The 24,947-nt window shown below is 46.2% G+C and carries 19 protein-coding genes and 1 rRNA gene; 9 read left to right on the forward strand and 11 right to left on the reverse strand.

Annotated features, from left to right (window positions below; genetic code table 11):
• The first annotated feature begins 87 nt into the window (after window positions 1-87).
• Window positions 88-1,101 (forward strand): lipoate--protein ligase, encoded by a 1,014-nt coding sequence (locus LG368_RS11770; protein ID WP_226754919.1) that lies wholly within the window; start codon window positions 88-90, stop codon window positions 1,099-1,101.
• A gap of 210 nt (window positions 1,102-1,311) precedes the next feature.
• Here LG368_RS11770 and pgi read toward each other — a convergent pair whose 3' ends face one another.
• The 8 genes from pgi to dksA all read right to left on the reverse strand — a co-directional run bounded on the left by pgi (window position 1,312) and on the right by dksA (window position 10,000).
• Window positions 1,312-2,958 carry a glucose-6-phosphate isomerase gene (gene pgi, locus LG368_RS11775; protein ID WP_226754920.1) on the reverse strand — a complete coding sequence of 549 codons (1,647 nt, stop codon included), beginning with the start codon at window positions 2,956-2,958 and terminating at the stop codon, window positions 1,312-1,314.
• 27 nt (window positions 2,959-2,985) lie between these two features.
• The gene (panC, locus tag LG368_RS11780; RefSeq protein ID WP_226754921.1) at window positions 2,986-3,837 is read right to left on the reverse strand and encodes a pantoate--beta-alanine ligase; all 852 of its coding nucleotides are present in this window, start codon (window positions 3,835-3,837) and stop codon (window positions 2,986-2,988) included.
• Entirely contained in the window at window positions 3,837-4,661 is an 825-nt protein-coding gene (gene panB / locus LG368_RS11785) for a 3-methyl-2-oxobutanoate hydroxymethyltransferase (protein ID WP_226754922.1), read from the reverse strand. The genes panC and panB overlap by 1 nt, the downstream gene beginning before the upstream one ends.
• A gap of 3 nt (window positions 4,662-4,664) precedes the next feature.
• Window positions 4,665-5,150, reverse strand: a complete 486-nt coding sequence (folK, locus tag LG368_RS11790) for a 2-amino-4-hydroxy-6-hydroxymethyldihydropteridine diphosphokinase (RefSeq protein ID WP_226754923.1) — start codon at window positions 5,148-5,150, stop codon at window positions 4,665-4,667.
• 11 nt (window positions 5,151-5,161) lie between these two features.
• The gene (gene pcnB / locus LG368_RS11795; protein ID WP_226754924.1) at window positions 5,162-6,619 is read right to left on the reverse strand and encodes a polynucleotide adenylyltransferase PcnB; all 1,458 of its coding nucleotides are present in this window, start codon (window positions 6,617-6,619) and stop codon (window positions 5,162-5,164) included.
• A 590-nt stretch (window positions 6,620-7,209) separates the two neighbouring features.
• A complete protein-coding gene (locus tag LG368_RS11800) occupies window positions 7,210-8,583 on the reverse strand; it encodes a sigma-54-dependent transcriptional regulator (protein WP_226754925.1) in 1,374 nt (457 codons plus the stop codon).
• Between the two features lie 74 nt (window positions 8,584-8,657).
• A complete protein-coding gene (gene gluQRS, locus LG368_RS11805; RefSeq protein WP_226754926.1) occupies window positions 8,658-9,563 on the reverse strand; it encodes a tRNA glutamyl-Q(34) synthetase GluQRS in 906 nt (301 codons plus the stop codon).
• Window positions 9,564-9,565: 2 nt separating this feature from the next.
• The gene (dksA, locus tag LG368_RS11810) at window positions 9,566-10,000 is read right to left on the reverse strand and encodes an RNA polymerase-binding protein DksA (protein WP_420827967.1); all 435 of its coding nucleotides are present in this window, start codon (window positions 9,998-10,000) and stop codon (window positions 9,566-9,568) included.
• Window positions 10,001-10,167: 167 nt separating this feature from the next.
• Here dksA and LG368_RS11815 point away from each other — a divergent pair, with 167 nt between their 5' ends.
• Window positions 10,168-11,340, forward strand: coding sequence for an aminotransferase class I/II-fold pyridoxal phosphate-dependent enzyme (locus LG368_RS11815; protein WP_226754928.1), 1,173 nt, complete (start codon window positions 10,168-10,170; stop codon window positions 11,338-11,340).
• A gap of 41 nt (window positions 11,341-11,381) precedes the next feature.
• Here the strand turns inward: LG368_RS11815 and lptG are convergent, their stop codons facing one another.
• Together lptG and lptF are read right to left on the reverse strand one after the other, a co-directional pair.
• Window positions 11,382-12,443: an LPS export ABC transporter permease LptG gene (gene lptG / locus LG368_RS11820; protein ID WP_226754929.1), complete on the reverse strand. Its 1,062-nt coding sequence runs from the start codon at window positions 12,441-12,443 to the stop codon at window positions 11,382-11,384.
• Window positions 12,440-13,567: an LPS export ABC transporter permease LptF gene (gene lptF, locus LG368_RS11825; RefSeq protein WP_226754930.1), complete on the reverse strand. Its 1,128-nt coding sequence runs from the start codon at window positions 13,565-13,567 to the stop codon at window positions 12,440-12,442. The genes lptG and lptF overlap by 4 nt, the downstream gene beginning before the upstream one ends.
• A gap of 121 nt (window positions 13,568-13,688) precedes the next feature.
• Between lptF and LG368_RS11830 the strand changes: the two genes are divergently transcribed.
• From LG368_RS11830 to LG368_RS11845, 4 genes are all read left to right on the forward strand, one after another.
• Complete coding sequence (locus tag LG368_RS11830) at window positions 13,689-15,146, forward strand: leucyl aminopeptidase (RefSeq protein ID WP_226754931.1); 1,458 nt, start codon at window positions 13,689-13,691, stop codon at window positions 15,144-15,146.
• Between the two features lie 229 nt (window positions 15,147-15,375).
• Window positions 15,376-15,858 carry a hypothetical protein gene (locus LG368_RS11835; RefSeq protein WP_226754932.1) on the forward strand — a complete coding sequence of 161 codons (483 nt, stop codon included), beginning with the start codon at window positions 15,376-15,378 and terminating at the stop codon, window positions 15,856-15,858.
• Between the two features lie 91 nt (window positions 15,859-15,949).
• A complete protein-coding gene (locus LG368_RS11840) occupies window positions 15,950-18,733 on the forward strand; it encodes a valine--tRNA ligase (RefSeq protein WP_226754933.1) in 2,784 nt (927 codons plus the stop codon).
• Window positions 18,734-18,855: 122 nt separating this feature from the next.
• Window positions 18,856-19,092 carry a cold-shock protein gene (locus LG368_RS11845; protein WP_226754934.1) on the forward strand — a complete coding sequence of 79 codons (237 nt, stop codon included), beginning with the start codon at window positions 18,856-18,858 and terminating at the stop codon, window positions 19,090-19,092.
• 67 nt (window positions 19,093-19,159) lie between these two features.
• Here LG368_RS11845 and LG368_RS11850 read toward each other — a convergent pair whose 3' ends face one another.
• Window positions 19,160-19,582 carry a CBS domain-containing protein gene (locus LG368_RS11850; protein WP_226754935.1) on the reverse strand — a complete coding sequence of 141 codons (423 nt, stop codon included), beginning with the start codon at window positions 19,580-19,582 and terminating at the stop codon, window positions 19,160-19,162.
• A gap of 124 nt (window positions 19,583-19,706) precedes the next feature.
• Between LG368_RS11850 and tadA the strand changes: the two genes are divergently transcribed.
• The 3 genes from tadA to LG368_RS11865 all read left to right on the forward strand — a co-directional run.
• Entirely contained in the window at window positions 19,707-20,195 is a 489-nt protein-coding gene (gene tadA, locus LG368_RS11855; RefSeq protein ID WP_226754936.1) for a tRNA adenosine(34) deaminase TadA, read from the forward strand.
• Between the two features lie 118 nt (window positions 20,196-20,313).
• Window positions 20,314-24,213: a phosphoribosylformylglycinamidine synthase gene (purL, locus tag LG368_RS11860; RefSeq protein WP_226754937.1), complete on the forward strand. Its 3,900-nt coding sequence runs from the start codon at window positions 20,314-20,316 to the stop codon at window positions 24,211-24,213.
• Between the two features lie 531 nt (window positions 24,214-24,744).
• Window positions 24,745-24,947: ribosomal RNA gene (locus LG368_RS11865) — 16S ribosomal RNA — on the forward strand; the annotation flags it as partial.

Genomic DNA, 24,947 nt, shown 5'->3' on the forward strand with positions numbered 1-24,947 from the left:
TTGTTTTTGCGGCACCCTGTTGTGAAATGTGTATAAATACAGATGTTATCAACATGAATATTTAACGTAATTTAAAAAGGATGTTTTATGGTTAGCCGAATTTTGTTATCAGACTCTTATGACCCTTATTTTAATCTTGCGGTGGAAGATTGTATTTTTCGTTCTATGTCACCCAATCAGCGGGTACTTTTTTTATGGCGTAATCAAGATACTGTGGTCATCGGTCGTTCACAGAATCCATGGAAAGAATGCAATATAGCGAAGATGGAGCAGGAGAACATTTCCTTGGCTCGCCGACAAAGTGGCGGTGGTGCGGTATTCCACGATCTCGGTAATACCAACTTTACCTTTATGGCAGGCAAGCCCGGTTACAGTAAGGAAGTGTCGACAGATATTGTGCTGCAAGGCCTTAAAAGCCTAGGGATTGACGGTTATGCCAACGGTCGTAATGACTTGGTCGTCGGAGAAGGTGATAGCATGCGCAAGTTTTCAGGCTCCGCTTATAAAGAAACCAAAGATCGAGGTTTTCATCATGGCACCTTGTTGTTAAGTGCCGATTTAAGTCGCTTAGCAAACTACCTCAATCCTGACCCCAAAAAATTGCAATCAAAAGGCATCAGTTCAGTGCGCTCAAGAGTGATGAATCTGGAAGAGGTCTCTTCTGATATCGACCACGATACTGTGTGTGAAGCTATTATTGATGCATTTTGTGATTACTATGGTCAAACACCCACTATAGAAACTATCTCGCCAGAAGCGTTACCAGATTTACCGGGTTTTGTGGATAAGTTCTCTGAACAGAGCAGTTGGGAATGGAACTATGGTAAATCCCCTCAGTTTACCCATACTCTGGATGAGCGTTTTAAGTGGGGGGGCGTTGAGGTGCATTTGGATCTGAAAAATGCTCAGATCATCGCCGCAAAAACCTTCACTGACAGCTTATATCCCGACCCAATTGAACAACTTGCCGAGCGTTTGGTTGGCGTCGCTTATCGTTCTGATGCCATCAGTGAATGTCTCGACGCTTTAATAAACGACTTTCCTGAACAGACAACGGAACTGCAAGAGCTCAAGTACTGGTTGGTGAAAGCGGTTTCTTAGTCGTCATAACGAATTAAAAAGCGTTTGAGCCGAATAAACGACTTAATCGGCTTATACTCACATAATAAATGAAAACTTTGTTTTCAACGGCAGATTACGGTCGTTCCTCCCTCATCGTGCCCTACTATTTTTGGTAGAAGAGTGAGTAGAGACAAACAAAAACACCAGCCGAGGCTGGTGTTTTTAGTTCAATGTAAGGAAGTTAGTTGTTTAAGACTGTGCTTTCTTGAACGCGTCGATTAGGGCTTGGGTTGAAGCATCCAATGCGCTGTTATCGCTGTCGCTAACAAGGCGATTGAAGATGTCGGTTCCCAGTACTTTACCCAATTCCACACCCCATTGATCAAATGAATTGATGCCCCAGATGGTACCTTGTACAAAAGTACGATGCTCGTATAGAGCAATTAAGGCGCCAACGGTGGCTGGTGTCATTTTGTCGGTCAGCAAGGTGTTGCTCGGGCGATTGCCCTTGATGACTTTGTGAGGGGCAATTTTGGCAACTTGTTCATCGGTAGCACCCGCATCACGTAACTCTTTCTCCGCTTGTTCTAGTGTTTTGCCGACCATTAAAGCTTGTGACTGGCTTAAGCAGTTGGCGAACAATTGAGCATGGTGGTCACCAATCGGATTGTGAGATGCTAGAGGTGCAATAAAATCTACCGGAACAAGGCGTGTGCCCTGATGCAATAACTGATGGTAAGCATGTTGGCCATTTGTACCAGCGCCACCCCAGATAATGGGGCCCGTATCGGTTTCGACGCCGTCGCCATTCAACAGATTCGCTTTGCCGTTACTTTCCATGTCGAGCTGCTGAATGTGAGCAGGCATGGCACGTAGGTAATGGTCATAAGGAATCAAGGCGTGAGTTTGCGCGTTGTGGAAGTTAATGTACCACACGCCCAATGCACCCATGATGACAGGCAAATTTTCTTCAAAGGGTGCCGAACGGAAGTGCTCGTCCATTTGATGTGCACCATCCAATAAAGCGTAGAAATTGTCCATGCCCACGGCAATGGCGACGGGCAAACCAATGGCAGACCAAAGAGAATAGCGTCCGCCTACCCAGTCCCACATCGGGAAGATGTTTTCTTCTGCCATACCGAAATCAACGGCTTTTTTAACGTTTGAGCTGACAGCGGCAAAGTGTTGACGAATACCCGATTCTGAGCCACCGTTACGAAGAAACCAATCTCGTGCGGCGTTTGCGTTGGATAAGGTTTCTAAGGTACCAAAGGTTTTGGAAGAGACGATAAACAGGGTCGTTTCAGCATTCAGTTGTTTCAGCTTACCCGTGATGTCAGAGCCATCGATGTTGGCAACGAGGTGAACCTTAATGTCGTCATTTTTATAAGGCGTTAAGGCTTCTGCAACGACTTTTGGTCCAAGGTAAGAGCCACCGATACCAATTGATACCACATCGGTAATGGTTTTCCCGGTATGGCCTTTCCAATCACCGTTATGTAATTGCGCAACAAACTGTTCCATTTGTTTTAGCGTCGAGCGAACTTCCGCTAACACGTTCACACCGTCTACTATTAAGGTGTCCTGTGCATGGCTTGCACGTAGGGCAACGTGTAATACAGAACGATCTTCTGTGTTGTTAATGTGTGCACCACTGAACATACCCTCAATGGCGTTTTCTAATCCTGATGCTTTTGCAAGTTCAGTGAGTAGCGAGAAGGTTTTTTCATTAGCGCGGTTTTTAGAATAATCTAATGTCCAACCGGCGGCATTTACGCTGTATTTTTGTGCGCGCTGAGCGTCTTCTTTAAACAAAGATGCCATCTTAACCGCTGACATATCTTTTTGGTGTTGTGTCAATGCTTGCCAGGCGTTCAATGTGGTAGGTGAGTGCATTACAATATCCTTGAGTCTAAAAGTGAATTAGGCCCGTTCAATGCGAATGTTGTCGATTAAACGGGCGTTGCCTAGGTAAGCCGCAGCCAAAACCACTAGGCTTTTTTCTTCTTCTGACGGTGTTTGTAAGTTGTCTTGTGCGCGTATTTCAAAATAATCACGACGGAAGCCCACCGCTTCAAGCTTCTGTTGAGCTTGTTCACGAATGTCCTCATGACTCGCACGACCTGTTAAAAGCGCCTCTTTCGCCCATAACAGAGTTTGATACATTGCGGGAGCAATGCGTCTTTCTTCTTCGGTTAAGTAACCATTACGTGAACTCATAGCAAGACCGTCGTCGTTGCGTGCCGTATCGATACCGATAATACGTACGTTAGAACTGAGGTCACGAACCATGTCTTCAATAACTTTCAATTGCTGGAAATCTTTGTTGCCAAAGATGGCACAGTCTGGCTGAACAATGTTAAACAATTTTGTCACGACGGTTGCAACGCCAACAAAATGACCGGGGCGCGAAGCACCACACAAGATGTCAGACAAGCCGACGACTTCAATTTGTGTTTGGCTACGCTTGCCATTCGGGTACATTTCCAATGCATCAGGAGCAAACAGGTAATGGCAACCATTGGCCTCTAACAGTCGTTGATCTTCTGCTAGGGTTTTTGGATAGCGCTCTAAATCTTCGTTCGCTGAAAACTGCATTGGGTTCACAAAAATAGAAGAAACAACCACATCGCCTTCTTCCACCGCACGGCGAATGAGGGACATGTGGCCATCATGTAGGTTTCCCATTGTGGGAACGAAAACAATGCTTTTGTCTTTTAGGCGTTCAATTTTTAACGCAGTACGAAGTTCGGCAACCGTGTGAAAAGTGTTCATTATTTGAATCCGTGCTCTGGTCCAGGAAAGGTTGTTGCTTTAACGTCTGCGACATAGGCTTCAAACGCTTGCGTCACGTTGCGACCATCGGTCAAAAAGTTTTTTACAAATTTAGGTGTATGGCCGAGGTTAATACCGAGCATATCGTGCATCACTAAGACTTGCCCATCCGTATGATGGCCAGCACCAATACCAATCGTCGGAACAGGTACCGCGTCGGTCAAGGTCTTGCCTAATTCTGTTGGGATGCACTCATACAGTAAAATGTCTGCACCGGCCGCAACGAGATCAAGAGACTCTTGCAGCAACAAGTCAGCGGCGTCTTGGCCTTTGCCTTGAACCTTATAGCCACCAAGCTTATGCACAGACTGTGGGGTTAACCCGAGATGTGCACAAACAGGAATGCCACGTTGACTCAGCAGTTTGACGGTGTCTGCAAGCCAGCTGCCCCCTTCTAGTTTGACCATGTTGGCACCGGCTTGCATCAGCTTCGCGGCATTGTCGAGGGCTTGTTCTGGTTTGCTGTAACTCATAAACGACATATCCGCTAAGATAAATGCGTTGGTATTGCCACGCTTTACTGCCGCAGTGTGATAGCACATATCCTCAATCGTAACAGGCAGTGTGCTGTCCTGACCTTGAATTACCATGCCAAGCGAATCACCGACGAGTATTGTGTCTACCCCAGCGACATTCATTACATGGGTGAAAGAGGCATCGTAGCTGGTTAAGCAGGTGATTTTCTCTTTATCCAATTTCATTTGATTGAGTGTGGAAAGAGTAACGGGTTTAGTGCGTTTTTTTTGTGAGCTATCTGAATACATAATTTATTCTTCTTTGATAAAGACCAAATCACTGGTGTCAAGTTGCTGTAATTGCTCGTGGACCTTGTTGCCATTGGCAAGACATAAATTGGGCGCTAGGTCGTGTAAGGGTTTTATCACAAAACCACGCTCTAGCATAAAGGCATGGGGTACGACGAGCCTCGGTAACTGTAGAGTTTCTTGTCCGTACAATAACAGATCTAAATCCAGTGTGCGTGGCCCCCAATGGCGTTCTCTTACTCGACGTTGTGCTTGTTCGATACTTTGTAGTAAATCGAGGAGATCCAATGGGGCAAGAGAGGTTTCAAATGATGCCACGGCATTGACATAATCCGGCTGGTCCTGAGGGCCAACCGGTTTGCTGCCATAAATAGAGGAAACACGAACATGATGGAGGTCTTCGTGCTGTCGCAGTGTGTCAATAGCGCGATCAAGTTGCTCGATAGGATTGTTAAGGTTACTACCAAGGCCAATATAAGCGTGTACCACAGCGCATCCTCTTATTCGTTAGATGTGTCTCTTGTTGAAGTGTCCTGAGCGGTTTGTGACCCTTTGCCATTGCTTTTTCGACGACGACGCGGACGACGTTTCTTAGGGCCTTCTTTTTCGCTCGTACGATTGTCTATGCTTTTGATAAGATCTCTTTGTTCGTTTTCTGTGGCATGCTGGAACGTTTCCCACCAAGCGCCAAGGTCGTCCAGCTTGGTACCACTGAGTTCGCGAATCAATAAGAAATCAAACCCAGCACGGAAGCGCGGGTGTTCAAGTAGTAAGAAAGCGCGTTTGCCATAGCGTTTTGGCAAGCGATATTGCATGTCCCAAATTTCCCGCATTGGTGTAGAAAAGCGACGAGGAATGGCAGTGGAAGCCACTTGATTATCCAATACCATGTTCGCGGCCTGATGCAAGGCAGGTGTAGAAGGCATGCTTTGATTCTGGAACTCTTCTTGACGTAAACACACACTTGGCCAAAGCAATATGGCGTATAAAAAATAAGGAGCAGTGGTTTTACCACTCTGAATGCGGTCGTCTGTATTTTTTAACCCCTGCAGAATAAATGCTTCAGGGTCGATGTCATCGCGTTTCCAACCGCTTTGCAATAGGGCTTCGGTATCAGGAAATAAGTAGCGAAACAAACCGTATTGACGCAGCAAGGCAAAGGTGGCGATACCGTTACCACTGCCAAGTAACTTAAGCACTTCGTCAAACAATCTTGCTGGTGGAATATGGTCTAACAGGTGCGCCATTTCTTTGATAGGGGCGGCGGTGTCTGCTTCTAATTCAAACCCCAGTTTGCCGGCAAAGCGAATAGCACGCAGCATACGGACAGGGTCTTCTTGATAGCGCTGACGGGCATCGCCAATCATGCGGATCTGTTTATTTTCGATGTCTTTTAGACCACCACAGTAGTCATGAATACTAAAGTCCTGCACATTGTAATAAAGTGCATTAAAGGTAAAGTCTCGACGCTCGGCGTCTTCTTCAATGTTGCCGTATACGTTGTCACGTAAAACGATACCATGGGCTGAGCGTGCGGAATCTTTGCCTTTTAATGAGGTATTGTGTGATGCTGCTTTTTCGTCTTGCGCGCTGTTGGCTCGAAATGTCGAAACCTCAATAATTTCTCGGCCAAAAGTAACGTGTACTAATTTGAAACGACGTCCAATGAGTCGAGAATTAGAGAAAATGCTGTGGACTTCTTCCGGCGTAGCGTTTGTCACCACATCAAAATCTTTGGGTTCCATGCCGATCAAGTGATCACGAACACAGCCACCGACTAAGAAGGCGTCATAGCCTGCACTGTTAAGGCGATAAAGAACTTTAACGGCATTAGGGCTTAAATTTTGACGAGATAAGCTGTGCTCGCTGCGAGGGATAATAATAGGGTAAGTCTGAGCCTTGGGTGAGGCGAGCAGAGAGGTAGCTTTACGTACCAAAGATTTTAATCCTGTAAGCATTAGACAACAAATTTTAAAGTTAACAAAGATGACATTCTACACGTGATAAATAGAATTTACACGGGTAAAGAGATAGTGCAATTAGGTGTGGGTTTCAAGAAGCTGTTTTGTACTAGAGCACAAAAGAAGAGTATAAAATATAAAGCGATTATTTATGACGTTGGAAATAAAATAATCGCTTTGGATACGTGAAGATATAAGTTCCGAAAACAAAGTGGGTGCTGCTTCTGCAGTTCTACTCAGGTTTTATTTTTATTATTGCATTGTTTTCATTGCCCGAAGGCTTAGATATCTAAAAAAATCAACTATCCAAAGCGATTTTCCATCCATGGCCTCAAATTTTTATTTTTATTTGAAGAGGCCACGGTGTTCTTAGTTATTATTTTTGTTTTTAAGAACCTACATACGACGATTAACTTATTTTTATTCTTGGTCAATCTTCTTATCGTTGTGATTTATATAAGGCATTTGTTGTGCCAAAAATCATAAGTTGCTGTTTTACTAGGTTTTTTGTCAAATTGCATACACTTTTCTTGCGAAATGCTTCTCTGTTTTTGGGTATTTTGGTATCAAGTGTTACTTTTTATTTGTTACTTTTTTGCTATCTCTAGTTTTTGTCGCCTTTCCCATAAACTTTTTCTCGATATGCCCAAAGATTGTGCAAGCTGTGTTTCCGTCATGGTGCTTTGGTGCGTTTGTACGAAGTATTTTAGGTAATCATCTAGCGTGGTGCCTGTAAATGTCTTGCCCTGTTGCGTTAAGGTTGCTGTGCCTTGTTGTGTTGAACTTTGGTGGCTGGCAAGTTTGAGGTTGGCGGCTTCAACACGCTCTGGTGGGCTTAAAATGACGGCACGTTCTATGGCGTTTTCCAGTTCCCGCACATTCCCCGGCCAGTGGTGAGAACGAATGGCTTTGTCAAAAGCTCGGTTGTAGTGATAAATAGGACGTTTGTGTTTCTGGCAGGCTTTTTCAAGCAACATTTGAGAAAGCACTGAAATGTCATCTCCTCGATCGCGAAGCGGCGGTAAGAGGAGTTCCATAACGTATAAACGATAATATAAATCTTCTCGAAATAAGCCTTGTCTCACCATGGCGATGAGGTCTCTGTGGGTGGCGGTCACAAGGCGAATGTTGACTTTGGTCGACTGGGTAGCGCCCACTTTGCGTATCTCGCCTTCTTGTAAAACCCGCAACAGTCTTGCTTGTGCCTCAAGAGGCAGTTCACCGATTTCGTCTAGGAATAACGTGCCTTTATCCGCGGCGTAGATGAGGCCGTCATGAGATGTGCTGGCGCCTGTGAAGGCCCCCTTTTCATGGCCGAATAATTCAGATTCAATCAAATTGTCTGGGATAGCGGCACAGTTCACGCTGATGATGGGTTGATTATGGCGGTGGCTTAAATTGTGTAATGCTTTAGCAACCAGTTCTTTACCGGTGCCCGATTCGCCACGGATGAGTACGGTAACATCTGTACCAGCAATTTTTCGCATGTCACTGAACAAGGCTTGCATCGGAGCGCATTGTCCAATAATGCCGCTGCTAGCCGTACCTAAGGTAAACGCATCCTCATCTGATTGCTGAGAGGGCGTTGCTTCATCCGTTTGAGGTGTGTCGTCATGCTGTTCGAGTGCGTTAACGACGTGTTTCAGAACCGTCTCTGAGTCAGTTGGCAACGGCAGGTAATAAATAGCACCTTGCGCCATGCTGTCCACACCGGTGCTGAGGCTAGGCCTTGCATCTAGAACAATACGACGCAAATGACTGGGAAGCAGGCTGCTGGCATTTTCTAAAGACGCGATGCTGTCTTGATCGATGAGTAATAAATGAAACTCAGACCATTCGTAATAGCGATTCGCTTGTTCAATGGTTGCGCTGGTATTGACGTGAAAACCGTATCGAGACAACCACTTTTCGGATTCTTTGAGCGGTGATTGATCTGGGCAAATGATCATGATGTTGTGCATTAAGTGTCACCTCTTGTAACTAGTGTAACGATTATACACAAGTCATTCACGTGGTCGAGTTGGAGAACACTCTGCTACAAAAGGTGTTGGTCTTGCTCTTCGAGCGGGATGGTTAGCGTGCCTTTGAGAGATTCAGGTGACCATTGTTGAACGGCGAATGTTAAAGCGCTTTTGATAGAGTCGGGCGTTTTATCAAACCGGATATGTAAATAGTGTAGAGCGCGAATCAGCGTTGGAAGGTGGCCGTTTTGAATGGCTTTGGCGTGATTTTGTTTGCTGATTTTATTACCGTCCCTATCGACGATCAAAGGAATATGACAAAGGTAAGGTGCCGTCCAACCAAACAAAGCATACAGGTGCAGTTGTTGCGCGGTGGTGTCAATCAGGTCAGCGCCGCGTACCAGATGTGTAATGCCTTGCAAGTGATCATCCACTACGACAGCCAGCTGGTAGGAAAAATAACCGTCTTTACGTTTTAAGACGGGGCTGTTTTCTGCTAAAGCATGACAAAAAGAGAGGGTGCCTTGAACGGCATCTTGGCAACGGTAATGGTGTGAGCTGGTTTGCAATCGCCACGAATGCGGTTGCTCGATTGTGCTATTGCATTGGTGAGGGTGTTGGCCCTGATAGTCAGCAAGCGATTGGCGAGTGCAATTACAGGGAAAAAGAACGCCTTGGCTTCTGAGTGTGTGTAAAAAATTTTCGTAGTCGTTGGTGTGCTGACTCTGGATGCGGACAGGGCTATCTGAGACAAGCTCATAACTGTGCAGCGTGGCAAGGATTTGCTCGGCGTATTGGGCTTTACAGCGCGTGCCATCGACATCTTCAAGGCGAACGATCCATTCGCCTTGGTATTTTTTCGCATCCAAATAACTTGCCAGAGCACTGACAAGCGAGCCAAAATGAAGTGGGCCGGTCGGCGAAGGTGCGAAACGGCCACGATAAGCGACTAAGCGGTTGTTTGTATGGTTTGCAACCAAGCCTAACCGCCGATTTGTTTCTCTTTGATTTCAGCAAGTGTTTTGCAGTCAATACACATGGTCGCAGTCGGGCGCGCCTCTAAGCGACGAATGCCGATCTCAATACCGCACTCTTCACAGAAACCGTAGTCGTCTGCTTCAATCAGCTCGATGGTTTGAGAGATTTTTTTAACCAGCTTGCGTTCACGATCACGAGCGCGCAACTCCAAGCTAAATTCTTCTTCTTGGCTTGCTCTGTCGTTTGGGTCTGCGTAGTTAACGGCTTCTTCTTTTAAGTGATTGACCGTGCGATCAACCTCTTCCATAAGGTTTTGCTTCCAGTTGAGAAGGATGCTTTTAAAGTGCGCCAACTGGTTCTCGTTCATGTATTCTTCACCGTCCTTCGCAACGTAAGGGGTAAAGTCTTTCATTAATGATTCAGGATTCATTTTTGGCATTAGCATTGCCTCACTTCGCAGGTTTCCGCTGTGGTAACCTGTAACCGATAAATAGGGTGGGTTAATTTTCGGGCGGAAACTTATCAGATAACGTCACGCTTAACCACTTTTTTGTACAAATTGTCGCTATATTTTTAAAACAGCAGAGAAAAGGCAGAGAAAACGCAATGGAAAAGCATCAGTTAGCAACACGTGTCGATCATATCGCACCTTTTCAAGTCATGGTGGTATTAACCCGAGCAAAAGAGCTGGCGTCACAGGGTGAGGATGTCATTCATTTAGAGGTAGGAGAGCCGGATTTTGTCGCCGTTGACGCGGTGGCTAATGCGGGTGTTGCCGCGATTCAAGCGGGTCATACAGGTTATACGGCCGCAACTGGCTTGCCCGAATTAAAGCAAGCGATCAGTCACGACTATCAAACACGATACGGGGTTAATGTCGCGCCTGAGCGCATTATTGTGACACCGGGTGCGTCTGGGGCATTATTGCTGATGGCCTCTTTGATGGCGAACCCTGGTGATGATGTGCTGATGCCTGACCCTTGTTACCCATGCAATCGTCATTTTTTGATTCAAACCGGTGCCAATGCCCGTTTAGTTGAAACACGGCCTGAAGAAGGCTTTGAAATGGATTTGTCTTCCTTAGAAAGCCACTGGAGTGATACCACTTCTGGCTTATGGCTGGCTTCTCCCTCGAATCCAACCGGTGCGGTTTTAAGTAAGGCGTACATCAGTGAAGCGTGGCGAAAAGTTCAAGCATTGGGTGGTCATTTGTTGGTTGATGAAATTTATCAAGGGCTGGTCTATGAGGGAGACGATTTCTCCGCTTTGTCCATTGCCGAAGACATTTTTGTGATTAACAGCTTCTCAAAATATTTCGCGATGACGGGCTGGCGTTTAGGTTGGCTCGTGGTGCCAGAGTGGGCGATTGAAGGGGCGACAAAGTTAGCGCAAAATTTGTTTATTTCTGCACCAACGGTATCGCAACACGCTGCAATTCGAGCTTTTCAACCCGATGTATTGGCGGAGTGTGAAGCGCGTCGACAAACATTAAATGCTCGTCGTCTCGTATTGCTAGAAGGATTAAAAGCGATCGGATTGCCGATTGTGGCGCCGGCACAAGGTGCTTTTTATGTTTACGTGGATGTGTCGAATATTACAGATGATGCTATGTCGTGGTGCCTAGCGTTACTGGAAAAAGAGCATGTTGCGCTCACACCCGGTGCCGACTTTGGCGTTAAAGACGCTCATAAATACGTACGCTTTGCTTATACTTGCGATGAAGCGCGTTTAAAAGAGGCTTTGGTGCGTATTGCGCGCTTTATATCGGAGTCGCGTTAGAATATTGAGAATAGCGTGATGAGTAACAACGCAGGGGCAAACTAACCTCTGCGCCTTACTAAAATAAGCCCAGCAACCAAACAAATCACGATAGGAATGCTGACACCAATTACTGGCGGGAAGTTGACCGCAACGCTCATACGGCCAAATAAGTTGAGCGCATTTTGAAAGGCCAGCCCAATAATCACGCCAGTGAAAATTCGCCCACCCATAGTGGAAGAGCGTAGCGGTCCAAACACGCTGGATAGGGCGACTAACACTAGGGCCAATGAAGCAATAGGGCGCAAGGCAGTAATCCAAAATTCCAACTCATAAGGCGAGCCATCCAAGTTTTGCTGATTCAAATAGGTTTGATAGCTGTGTAGCTCACTTAAAGACAAGGTGTCTGGTTCCTGTGAAGCAAGGAATAAGTGTTCGGGCTTGATGCTGACGTCCCAGCTGACATGGTTTGTGCTGATTTTATCGATACGATCAGGAAAAAACTGTGTTTCGGTTACCTGATTGAGTTGCCATCGTGAACCCTCAATATGCTGAGCGGTGGCAGCGGTACGAATGGCGGTCAGTGTTTGTCCTTCAGGAGAAAAGATTTCTACATTATAGAGCGTACCGTCTTTATCTGCGGCATCGATGTAGACAATGTCTTTATCGGCTTTTAACCAGACGCCCCCAGTCAAAGAGAAGGTGCCGGCTTCTTGATCTTGAAACTTCTCGATTAAGTTGGCTTTTTGTCCTGCAACGGGTGCGACAAATTCGGAAATCCCCATGCCAAGTAAAGAAACCAACAGAATAGGTTGGCAAGCGGCCAAGCCAATACGCCAAATAGGCATGCCTGCAGCTCGCATGACCGTCAGTTCAGAGGTGGCTGCTAATGTACCCAACCCCATTAAAGTGCCAATCAAAGAAGCAACAGGGATGTATTCAGCAAGCTTGCCGGGCAAGCGATATAAGATCACTTGCATCAAAGATTGAATGGTGTAATTGTCGTTGACTTTTTTGATTTGCTCAATAAATGTCAGAGCAAAATCCAAACCTAATAAAACAACAGCAACGACTAAAAATGACCATAAGACACTACTGGCGATGTATTTATCAATCTTACTCATGATGTGTACTGCTCATTTGCGTCGGTAAGGGGAAGCTTCGCTTTGCGACGTGCAAAAACCTGATTATATTGGGCAAATAATACAGCGCCCACCAGAGTAAAGAGGCCATGGATCCACCATAAACCCAGTTCAATGGGAATCTTGCCTTTCTCCAGCCCTGTTCGTCCCCAGATCAGAAGCGCAATGTATAAAATCATCAGCAAAATGGCGGGTAACATTTTAAAGAACCGTCCTTGCCTTGGGTTTACTTGGCTTAATGACAGACCAATAATCGCCAGAATAGGAATAATAACGACCAAAGAAATACGCCATTGAAGTTCGACTTTATCCATTAGGTCGTCGCTCTCTATTAGACTGAGCGTGCTTTTCGTATAAGGGTCGTCAATCGCACGGCTTTCTTGTGTCTCCATTCGTACTGCGTAGGTATCAAATTGTGTGATGCTGTATTCTGTGGTGCCAGGTTTCCCCTCATAACGAGTGCCATTTTTAAAAACGAGATAATTTTGGTTGCCTTCTGAACTGATGCGTATTTGTTCGGCGTAATCGGCAAACATTTGTGTGGGAACATTACCTTCTTTTTTACGTATCACATCGGAAAGAAATATTTGGTTCATCCAGCCTTCTTCTGGGGTAAAGCTGTCAATGTAGGTGGTGCGTTGACCACTGCCTTCAAAGCGGCCTGGTATTAAAAAGTCAAAGGCGGACAGTTGATCTTGTGCTTGAGACGCTTCGGCTGCACGGTATTCACTGAAAGGCGCCAGCCAAAAGTTGATGGTGCCACTCGCAAAGCTGATTAGACCCGCAATACCAAGAGTATAAGCCGCCAATTTGAGCTTGCTGACACCGCTAGAAAACAGCACCGACATTTCGTTTTCGATGTATAAACGGCCAAAAGCCAGCAGTAATGATAGAAAAAATGCTAATGGTAAAATCATTTGTACAAAGCTGGGAATATGGTAGCCCAAAATGACAAAGAGAAACTCAAAGGTCATTTTTCCTTCTGCCACACGTCCCAAATAACTAGAGAAACGGCCACTCAGAATAACGAGTAACAAAATTAGCGTCACGCCTGCTGTTGACACCAGCACTTCTTTCGCTAAGTATCTGAATAGTCTCAAAGTCACCTCTGGATCAATTTGCCTTTTAAAGCGTAGAGTTGATTACACGTCTAAAGCCCCCATTATCTCGTGGTAAGAAGGACATTATCCAGTTTTTTTTAAAAAGTTATTTATTGAGGGTTTTTTCATGAATATGGCGTTATTTGATCGTTTATCCACCGCGCAAGCCGATTTGCTTGTGGCGTTTGTTCCTAGTGAAGGCGAACTGCCTGCATCGACCGCTTGGATCGACGAAAATGCCAATGGGCAAGTTACTCAGCTTCGTGACAGCGGTGTGTTTAAAGGTGGTCTTGCTCAAACACTGCTGTTACCGGGTGTGTCGCAAGCGTTTGCACAGGCTGTATTGTTAGTGGGCACCGGTAAAGAGACCGCATTAAGCGACATGCAGGCACGTAAAGTGATTGCCGCGGTGGCTGCGCAAATCAAAACTTTGCCTTTTCCTTCCGTGGCCATTGCCAATGACGAGCTTGCTGTTAAGAATCGTAGCGCATCAGATGTGCTGACCTTAGTTGCACAGTGGGTCAATGAAGGTTTTTATAACTTCCTTGGCTTCAAGAAAGACGACGCTGAAAAAGTCACAAAAGTGAGCACGATCCAATTACAGGGTACAGATGAAGCGGCTTTGGCCATTGGCACAGCAACGGCAAAAGGTTCGGCCTTTGCGCGTCAGTTAGGAAACTTACCAGGCAATGTGTGTACGCCGAGCTATTTAGCGTCTCAAGCGCAACAATTAGGTGAAGATTACAGCATAGGCGTTGAATTATTAGACGAAGCCAAAATGGAAGAAGTGGGCATGGAGTGTCTTCTGTCCGTTGGCCGAGGCAGCGCTGAGCCAAGCTACCTGATTGTGATGCATTACCGAGGCGGTGATGAAGGCGATGCGCCTCATGTCTTACTTGGTAAAGGCATTACCTTTGATACCGGCGGTATTTCATTAAAACCGGGTCCAAAAATGGACGAAATGAAATACGACATGTGTGGTGCAGCCAGTGTGTTCGGTACTATGAAGGCCATTTGTGAACTCAAGCCAAAGGTTAACTTCACTGCGGTGATTGCGGCCGCAGAAAATATGCCAAGTAGCTGTGCAACCAAGCCGGGTGATGTCGTAAAAACGTTATCAGGTCAAACGGTAGAGATTTTAAATACCGATGCGGAAGGTCGTTTGGTTTTGTGTGATGCGTTAACGTATATTGAGCGTTTCAAGCCAAAATCTGTTGTCGACATTGCTACCTTAACAGGCGCCTGTGTGGTTGCACTGGGCAGCGTAAATTCCGGTATGTACGCCAACAATGACGACCTCGCGGTAGAGCTTAAAACGGCCAGCCAAGCGTCTGCAGATAAAATTTGGCAAATGCCTTTAGATGAAGAATACCAGCAGCAATTAGACAGCAACTTTGCCGACATCGGTAACATTGGTGGACCAGAAGCCGGTTCTGTTACCGCAGCGTGTTTCTTGTCGCGTTTTACGGGCTCTTACTCTTGGGCGCATTTGGACATTGCTGGTACAGCGTGGTCCGGCGGTGCTGCAAAAGGCGCGAGTGGTCGTCCTGTCGCCTTGTTGACGCGTTACCTACTTAATAAGTAAGGTTTTTATAGGCAATATTGGTTATAAAGCAGCGGCTTTTGGTCGCTGCTTTTTTATTGGGTGGCGTCATGCCTATTGTGAAAACAGGTAGACGTCAGTGTCATGTTTTGGCTTCTGTGGCAGAGGGTGGACTTTTGTGTTTTTCAATGCGAAAGTTAATAGACACAAATAACGAGCTGGACAGTGTTTCTGCGCAGCGTTTTTCGTCTTCCTATTGTTGGTTTTTCTTATGTCAGATCTAGCGGCGTCTCATGACGAGGGTACTTTTGAACCAGATGAAGAAACCTTGATGTCCGCGCTACGGAATCAAGACGATATTCCCATCTTAATGGATATCGTTCGTGACTCTGAGGGTTTTACGAGTGGACAAGAAACCCATTTACGACATTCCATTGATGAAGCACCGCATGAGTCACCTGTAGAGGTTTCTCAAGAGGAAGACCAGGAGCAAAAATACGCATCACCAGAGGTAGAAGAGTCTGAGAACGCTACTGTTTCTGAGGCTACCCCCAAATCGTCGCTTTCCCTTTCACAAGAGCAAGTGACGCTCGCTATTCATAGCGCGATGGAAAAACACTTGCCGACCTTTATGGCGACGCTGGTGGAAGAGGTTATGCAAGAGTTACATGCTCAGAGCGCTTCGTCAGACACGGCGTTAACACCCGATCAAGATCCGACCCACCGTACGACAGAACAAGGGCAAATGCCTTAATTAAATGGCCGTTGTTCTTTATCTTGTTCTGACAAGGTATAATTTTTGTTATTCAACATTGACCGCTACTTAAGAGCCTAAAGACATCACAATGGAAAAGACTTACCAACCTCAAAGTATTGAACAGCCTATTTATCAACGTTGGGAGGAGGCGGGTTGTTTTGCGCCTCAGGGCAACGGCACTCCCTTTTCAATTATGATACCGCCCCCTAATGTGACCGGTAGTTTACACATGGGTCATGCGTTTCAGCATACCTTAATGGACGCCATGATTCGTCGTGAGCGTATGAAAGGTAGCCGCACATTATGGCAGCCAGGCAGTGACCATGCGGGTATCGCCACGCAAATGGTGGTCGAGCGTCAGCTTGCTGCACAAAATGTCACGCGCCATGAGCTAGGTCGTGAGAAATTCCTTGAAAAAGTATGGGAATGGAAAGACCAATCAGGTGGCACTATTTCAGATCAAATGCGCGTCCTTGGTGATTCGGTTGACTGGCAAAAAGAGCGCTTCACGATGGATCCAGGTATGTCGGCCGCGGTGCAAGACGTGTTTGTGCGTCTGTATGATGAAGGCATCATTTACCGTGGTCAGCGTCTCGTAAACTGGGACCCTGTTTTGCACACAGCGATTTCTGATCTTGAGGTGGTATCTGAAGAAGAAAACGGTTTCATGTGGTACTTCCGTTACCCGCTTGCCGATGGTGTTAAAACAGCCGATGGTAAGGATCACATCGTTGTTGCAACGACTCGCCCAGAAACCATGTTTGGTGATGCGGCGGTTGCGGTTGCACTGGATGATGAACGCTTTACCGATCTAGTCGGTAAATTCGTTGAATTACCTTTGGTTGGTCGTCGTATTCCCATTGTGGCGGATGAGTACGTTGATAAAGAGTTTGGAACCGGTTGTGTGAAAATCACGCCAGCCCATGACTTCAACGACTACGAAGTGGGTAAGCGTCATGACATGCCGTTGATTAATGTGTTTGACGACAATGCGGCGATTAACACCGTAGCGCCAGAAAAATATCATGGTATGGACCGTTTCGAAGCGCGTAAGGCCGTTGTTGCGGATTTTGATGCGCTAGGTTTATTGGAAAAAATCGCTGACCATAAGTTGAAAGTGCCTCGTGGCGAGCGTGGCAATACTGTGATCGAACCGTATCTGACGCAACAATGGTACGTAGCAGTAGAATCCTTGGCAAAACCTGCCATTGAGGCCGTTGAAAACGGTGATATCCAGTTTGTGCCGAAACAATGGGAAAATACGTATTTCGCTTGGATGCGTGATCTAAACGATTGGTGTATCTCTCGTCAGCTTTGGTGGGGACATCAGATTCCTGCTTGGTATGACGCCGACGGCAAATTTTATGTTGGTAAAGACGAAGCAGAAGTACGCAGCAAGTACAATTTGGCCGATGACCTTGAATTAGTCCAAGACGAGGACGTATTAGATACCTGGTTTTCTTCAGCTCTTTGGACGTTTGCCACCCAAGGCTGGCCAGAAGAAACCCAAGACTTTGCCGAGTTTAGTGAATCGGATGTCTTGGTAACGGGCTTTGACATTATTTTCTTCTGGGTCGCCAGAATGATCATGATGACGTTGAAATTCACTGACAAGGTACCGTTCAAAACGGTTTACATCACGGGTCTTATTCGAGATGAACGTGGCGATAAAATGTCGAAGTCAAAGGGCAACGTAATCGATCCATTAGATTTGATTAATGGCATTGATTTAGAGTCGCTTGTGGCGAAACGCACTTATGGCATGATGCAGCCACGTCTTGCTGAAAAAGTTGAAAAGAACACAAGAGCCACTTATCCCGACGGCATTCAGGCTTATGGAACAGACGCGTTGCGCTTCACGTTATGCTCATTGGCGTCCGGTGGCCGTGATATCAAATTTGATCTGAGTCGCCTTGAAGGTTACCGAAACTTCTGTAACAAAATTTGGAACGCGACCCGCTATGTATTGATGAACACGGAAGATCAAGATTGCGGTCAAAACGGAGCAGACGTCGAGCTGTCCTTGGCGGACAAATGGATTATTTCCCGTTTACAGCATGCAGAAGATGCCGTGAATCGTGCGTTTGATACTCATCGCTTTGATTTGGCCGCTCAGGCACTGTACGAGTTTATGTGGCACGAATACTGTGATTGGTATTTGGAGCTATCCAAGCCTGTGCTTTGGGACGAAAACGCCACACCGGCTCAGTTAACCGGAACGCGTCGCACCTTGGTGCGTGTTTTAGAAGCCTTTTTACGCCTTGCGCATCCAATGATGCCGTTCTTAACGGAAGAAATTTGGCAGCGTGTTAAGCCGTTAGTGGGAGTAGAGGGTGAGACGATTATGTTGAGCCAATACCCTAATGCGAACGAAGATAAAAAAGACGCGCAAGCCGAAGCAGATGTTGAGTGGCTAAAAGGTGTTATCGAAGGCATTCGTAATATTCGTGGCGAAATGAATATTTCACCTTCTAAGCCTTTGACTATTCTGATGCGCAATGGCGCAGAGCAAGACAAAACGCGTTTAGACGCAAACTTAACCTTCTTACAAACCTTGGCAAAATTGGAATCGGTCACTTGGTTGAATCCAGGCGACGAAGCACCGATGTCAGCGACGGCGTTAGTTGGTGATATGGAAGTCTTGGTACCAATGGCAGGGCTCATTGACAAAGAAGCTGAATTGGCACGTTTGCAAAAAGAGATTGATAAGGCGACAAAAGATTTGCAACGCATTCAGGGTAAGCTTTCTAACGACAGCTTTGTTGCGAAAGCTCCGGCAGCAGTGGTTGAGAAAGAACGTGCTAAGTGCGATGACTTACAACTGACCGTTAGCAAGCTTGAAGAACAGAAAGCGAGCATTGCTTCCTTGTAAGAGCGTGAAACGTGCAAGTATGTAAAGTAAAAAATACAGTGTAAAAAGACAAAGACAGGTCTCTTAAAAAAGAGGCCTGTTTTGCGCTTACTTTAATAAAAATAAAAAAGAGGCGAAAAATAATGGAACGACTAACGGGAAAAGTGAAGTGGTTTAATGACGCAAAGGGCGTCGGTTTTATTCAGCGTGAAGAAGACAGTGACGTGTTTGTGCACTACAAATCTATCGTGTGTGATGGCCATAAAACCTTACGCAAAGGACAAGCAGTAAGTTTTGTGTTGTCTGATACGGTGTTTGGGTTACAAGCACTTGATATTAAAGTCGAGAAGGAGAAGAGCACGACCTCCTCTCCTTCGTGAGTATTGACGGGAGCGGTTAACGCTCCTGTCTTTTTTTAGTAGGCTTTGAGTTAAAAGGCGACGGACATTAGGCGTTTTTTGTTAGCATTTGATGAGCCAGTTTAACGAAGTCGACAGGGGTTAAAATGCCAATAAGTCGATCATCTTCAGTGACCGGCAAACAGCCATATTTGTTTTCGATAAAGAATTCGGCTGCCATGTCTAAGTCTGTACTGGGCGTCACGGTGAGAATGTCGCGGTTCATTACGTTAGCGATCGGAGTTTGTTGCTCCTTTTTAGACAACAATTGTGTACCAAACTGACTGACCAAATAAAAGGCATGGCGTAGATATTCACGTTGCGTCAACATGCCAACGCATTGTCCCTCTTCATTTGTAATAGGGATATTGCGAATGTTCTTTTCCTGCATAAGCTCCTTGGCCTTCGCTAAAGAGTCGTTCTCTTTTAAAGTCACCAAATTAGTAATCATCAGGTCTGCCACGGTACGCATAAGTGAACTCCATTGTGTTTATTTTGGCATAGTGTGCCAGCGTTGAATTTGAGTGTAGAGCTTAACAGACTATAAAGGCAATCCTGTATTTTGAGTAGTAATGTCGTTTTGAGGTAAATCAAGCGTGACCGATGAAGAATGGATGGCAAAAGCCATTGAATTAGCCGCAGTCGCTGCGGGTGAAAGTGAAATCCCAGTGGGTGCTATTATTGTTTTAAATGATGAAATTATTGGCGAAGGTTACAACGCTCCTATTTCTCTGTGTGACCCGACTGCGCACGCTGAAATTCAAGCTATCCGTATGGCCTGTCAGCGGATGAACAACTACCGTCTGCCTGGTGCAACGCTTTATGTGACGTTAGAACCTTGCTCAATGTGTGCCGGCGCCATGGTGCACTCGCGAATTGATCGTGTTGTGTATGGTGCAAGCGAGCCAAAAAGCGGTGTGGCCGACAGCCAAGGGCAGTTTTTTCAGTCCGTGTTTTTGAATCACAAGGTAAAAGTCACATCTGGCGTCTTGGCCGATATTGCCTCTGCGCAATTGACCGCGTTTTTTCAATATCGACGTGAACAAAAAAAGAAGCTAAAACAGCAGGCGAAAAAAGCCGATTAATCACTTTATTTGGTTATTTTATCGAGAAATTTCAGACTCTACTGGCCTCTATTTGCTTCCATGATTTAAAATACCCATATTAATTTCCCCAAAACTACCAAGTGAGGCAATACTCAACATGCTAACTCTGCATGGTTCCGCGGCGCTATCGGCGTTTCGCAAGGCAAAGTTATTAGCCAATATGCAAGCATCTGTTTCTTCTGTTACCGATGTTCATGCTCAATTTCTCCATTTCGTGGAGCTGGCTGATAATCAAACGCTGACGCCTGAACAGGACACTGTTCTACAACGCGCCTTGGCCTACGGTCCTAAATCCTCCCAAGTCAGTTCATCTGATCAAAGTGTGCTGGTGGTTCCTCGTTTAGGAACGATTTCACCTTGGTCATCGAAAGCAACCGATATCCTTCATAATTGTGGCTTAGCCGCTGTGTCTCGTGTGGAACGCGGTGTGGAATATTTTATCCACAGTTCAGCGCCATTGAGCCCCGAAGACTTGGATGTCTTGTCCGAAATGCTGCATGATCGCATGACAGAAAGCGTGCTTCCGGCATTGAGCGACGCGTCTGTGATGTTTTCCCATGCTGAGCCTGCTCCAATGACCAGTGTGGATGTGTTGGGTGGCGGACGTGAGGCCTTGGTTGAGGCAAACCAAACGCTGGGTCTGGCATTGGCGGATGACGAGATTGATTATCTTGTGGCGTCGTTTGTTGAACTCGGACGTAACCCCATTGATATTGAGTTGATGATGTTTGCACAAGCGAACTCCGAGCATTGTCGCCACAAAATTTTTAATGCGTCTTGGACAATCGATGGCGAAGAGCAAGAGCGCTCTCTGTTTAAGATGATCAAGAACACCCACGAGCACAACCCCGATGGCACCTTGTCAGCTTACAAAGACAATGCCGCGGTGATGGAAGGGCATGTAGCAGGGCGCTTCTTCCCAGCGCCAGGCACGCGTGAATACGATTTCAGTCAAGAAAATATTGATATCTTGATGAAGGTGGAAACACACAACCACCCGACGGCCATTTCACCATTTTCGGGCGCAGCAACCGGTTCTGGCGGTGAGATTCGTGATGAAGGTGCGACCGGCATTGGATCAAAACCCAAAGCAGGTTTGAGTGGTTACACGGTTTCTGATTTGAAAATCCCTGGCTTTGAACAGCCATGGGAAAGTTATTATGGCAAGCCTTCCCGTATCGTGACGCCTTTGAATATCATGATCGAAGGCCCGATTGGTGGCGCAGCGTTTAACAACGAATTTGGTCGTCCGAACTTATTGGGGTATTTCCGCAGCTACGAACAAAAAATCCAAGGTGCAACCAAAGAAGAGGTGCGTGGTTACCACAAGCCCATTATGTTAGCGGGTGGTTTGGGCAACATTCGTCGTGAGCACGTTGAGAAAAAAGAAATCAAAGTCGGCGCTAAGCTGATTGTGCTTGGCGGTCCTGCGATGTTGATTGGTCTTGGCGGCGGCGCGGCGTCTTCTATGGCGTCGGCAGACGGTAATGAAGACCTAGACTTTGCTTCTGTACAGCGTGGTAATCCAGAAATGGAGCGCCGTTGTCAGGAAGTAATCGATCGTTGCTGGCAGCTTGGCGATAACAACCCAATCAGCTTTATCCACGATGTAGGTGCGGGTGGTCTGTCGAATGCTTTGCCTGAATTGGTAAAAGACGGTGAACGTGGCGGCAACTTTGATCTACGCAAAGTGCTAAACGATGAGCCGGGCATGTCGCCGCTTGAAATTTGGTGTAACGAATCTCAAGAGCGTTATGTGATGGCGGTATCGCCTGAGCGTGTTGAAGAATTTACCGCTATTTGTGAGCGTGAACGTTGCCCGTTTGCCATTGTTGGTGATGCGAAAGAAGCGCTTCATTTAGAAGTAGCGGATCCACACTTTGACAATAAACCTGTTGATTTACCGATGTCTGTACTGTTCGGTAAGCCACCTAAAATGCATCGTGAAGCGACCAAAGCGGTTATCGAAGGTGATGACTTTACTGCCGTCGACGTCGATCTTACTGAGGCAGCGCAGCGCGTTTTAAGTCTGCCAACCGTAGCGAGCAAAAACTTCTTGATCACCATTGGTGACCGTTCTATCACAGGTATGGTGGCGCGTGATCAGATGGTGGGTCCTTGGCAGGTGCCGGTTGCTGATGTGGCAGTTACTACCTCGTCATTAGAGAGTACAACGGGTGAAGCCATGACCATGGGTGAGCGTACGCCTATCGCTTTGCTGAACGCACCCGCGTCAGGACGTATGGCCGTTGGTGAAGCTTTAACCAACTTGGCTGCCGCGCAAATTACTAAGCGTAACCACATTAAATTGTCCGCTAACTGGATGGCCGCAGCGGGCCATGAAGGCGAAGATGAAAAACTGTACCAAACCGTGAAAGCGGTGGGTATGGAATTGTGTCCTGCTTTGGATATCGCCATTCCTGTGGGTAAAGATTCCATGTCGATGAAGACAGTATGGAAAGAAAACGGTGAAGAAAAAGCGGTTACCTCACCATTGTCTTTGGTGATTACTGCGTTTGCTCCAGTAGCGGATGTGCGTAAAACCCTGACACCAGAATTGCAAAACAAAGCCGATACGCGTTTGCTGTTGGTCGATTTGGGCGCCGGTCAGAATCGTCTAGGTGGTTCTGTTATTGCTCAGGTTTACAACAAGCTTGGAAAGCAAACGCCTGATGTGGATGATGCAGCTGCCTTAGCTGGTTTTTTTGATACAACTCAAGCCTTGAATACAGAAGGCAAGTTGCTTGCTTATCACGATCGTTCAGACGGTGGTGTGTTTGCAACCTTGACTGAAATGTCCTTTGCGAGTCATTTAGGTTTGAATATTGACTTTGATGAGACGATTGGTCAGCGAGCGCAAATTGCGCCAGCTTTATTCAGTGAAGAGCTAGGAGCTGTGATTCAAGTGAATGAGGCCGATGTAGCAGACATTATTGCGGCTTATGCAAAAGTGGGCGTTAAGGTTACATCGATTGCCACTCTATCCGGAGATGACAGTATTCGCGTTCGTTTTGCTGGTGAAACCGTGTTGGAAGAAACACGCATTAACTGGCAGCGTGTCTGGTCTGAAACCAGCTATCGTATTCAAGCATTGCGTGATAACCCAGAGTCTGCACAGCAAGAGTTTGATAACGTGTTAGATGCGAAAGACCCAGGGCTTTCCGCGCAAGTAAGCTTCGACCAAAACGAAGACATCGTAGCTGCCTTTATTGCGTCTGGAGTGAAACCTAAGATCGCTGTATTGCGTGAACAGGGTGTAAATGGCCAAGTGGAAATGGCCGCTGCCTTCCATAAAGCGGGCTTTACCCCAATCGATGTGCACATGAGTGATATTTTATCAGGTCGTACGACACTCGATGAGTTTAGTGGATTAGTGGCTTGTGGTGGCTTCTCTTACGGTGACGTATTGGGAGCGGGTGAAGGTTGGGCGAAGTCTATTCTTTTCAATCCAGTAGCACGTGAGCAGTTTGAGTCATTCTTTAAGCGTTCAGATACTTTCTCATTAGGTGTGTGTAACGGTTGTCAGATGCTTTCTAACCTACACGAGCTTATTCCTGGAGCGAGTCATTGGCCGAAGTTTGTTCGCAACCAATCCGCACAGTTTGAAGCTCGCCTTGTACAGGTAGAAGTTCAGAAATCGAACTCTATTTTGTTGGCCGGTATGGAAGGTTCGCGCTTGCCGATTGCTGTTGCTCATGGTGAAGGTCAGACTGAATACCGTGATGACCAAGATATGGCTGCGCTGATGTCTTCTTCTCAGGTGGCTTTGCGCTATGTGGATAACTATGGTCAAGCAACGGAGCGCTACCCATTCAACCCGAATGGTTCAGCACAAGGGATTACCGGACTAACATCAGAAGATGGTCGTGTGACTATTATGATGCCTCACCCCGAGCGTGTTTACCGTACGGTTCAGCACAGCTGGCATCCAAGTGACTGGGAGGAACAAGCACCATGGTTGCGCTTGTTCCAAAACGCAAGAAAGTGGCTGGGTTAATCTAGCACTTTTAAAAGCCTTCTTATCGAAAGATAAGAAGGCTTTTTAGTTTTTAACTTGGCTAGATTATAAATACGCAGCAAGTTGATCGCTTTTTAAGCAGGTCTGGTCCTGTTTTGTTGGTTTCTTGATCGTTCTAAGATGTATTTCAAATTAATTTGTGTAAATCGTGTTTTTCTTCAAAAAAGGGTTGCACAAAATCTGTAGATCCTTAATATACGCCCTCGCTGACACGGACAGGGCTTCAAGCCTTAGCTTACTAAACTAAGTTAAGAGAATAAGTCGCTTAAGTGAATTGGCAACGCTCTTTAAAATAGATAATCAGATAATTTGTGTGGGCGCTCGCTGGAGTCTTCGGAAGATCGACATAGTTTGCTTAGTTTACTAGGTGGGTTATGAGTGATCAAAAAAATTGAAGTCTTACGAGAGTCTACACGGCAATCGCTTTATGTTTGATTGGTTTCTGCCTTGGTAGAGATTAGTTAGATTAAGTTATAGTTAGTGTAATACGATTTGAGTGAGCAAGCTTTTTAACTGAAGAGTTTGATCATGGCTCAGATTGAACGCTGGCGGCAGGCTTAACACATGCAAGTCGAGCGGTAACAGAGGAGCTTGCTCCTGCTGACGAGCGGCGGACGGGTGAGTAACGCGTAGGAATCTGCCTAGTAGAGGGGGACAACATGTGGAAACGCATGCTAATACCGCATACGCCCTACGGGGGAAAGGAGGGGATC

The sequence above is a fragment of the Marinomonas algarum genome, assembly GCF_020532605.1.
Taxonomy (GTDB): Bacteria; Pseudomonadota; Gammaproteobacteria; order Pseudomonadales; family Marinomonadaceae; genus Marinomonas; species Marinomonas algarum.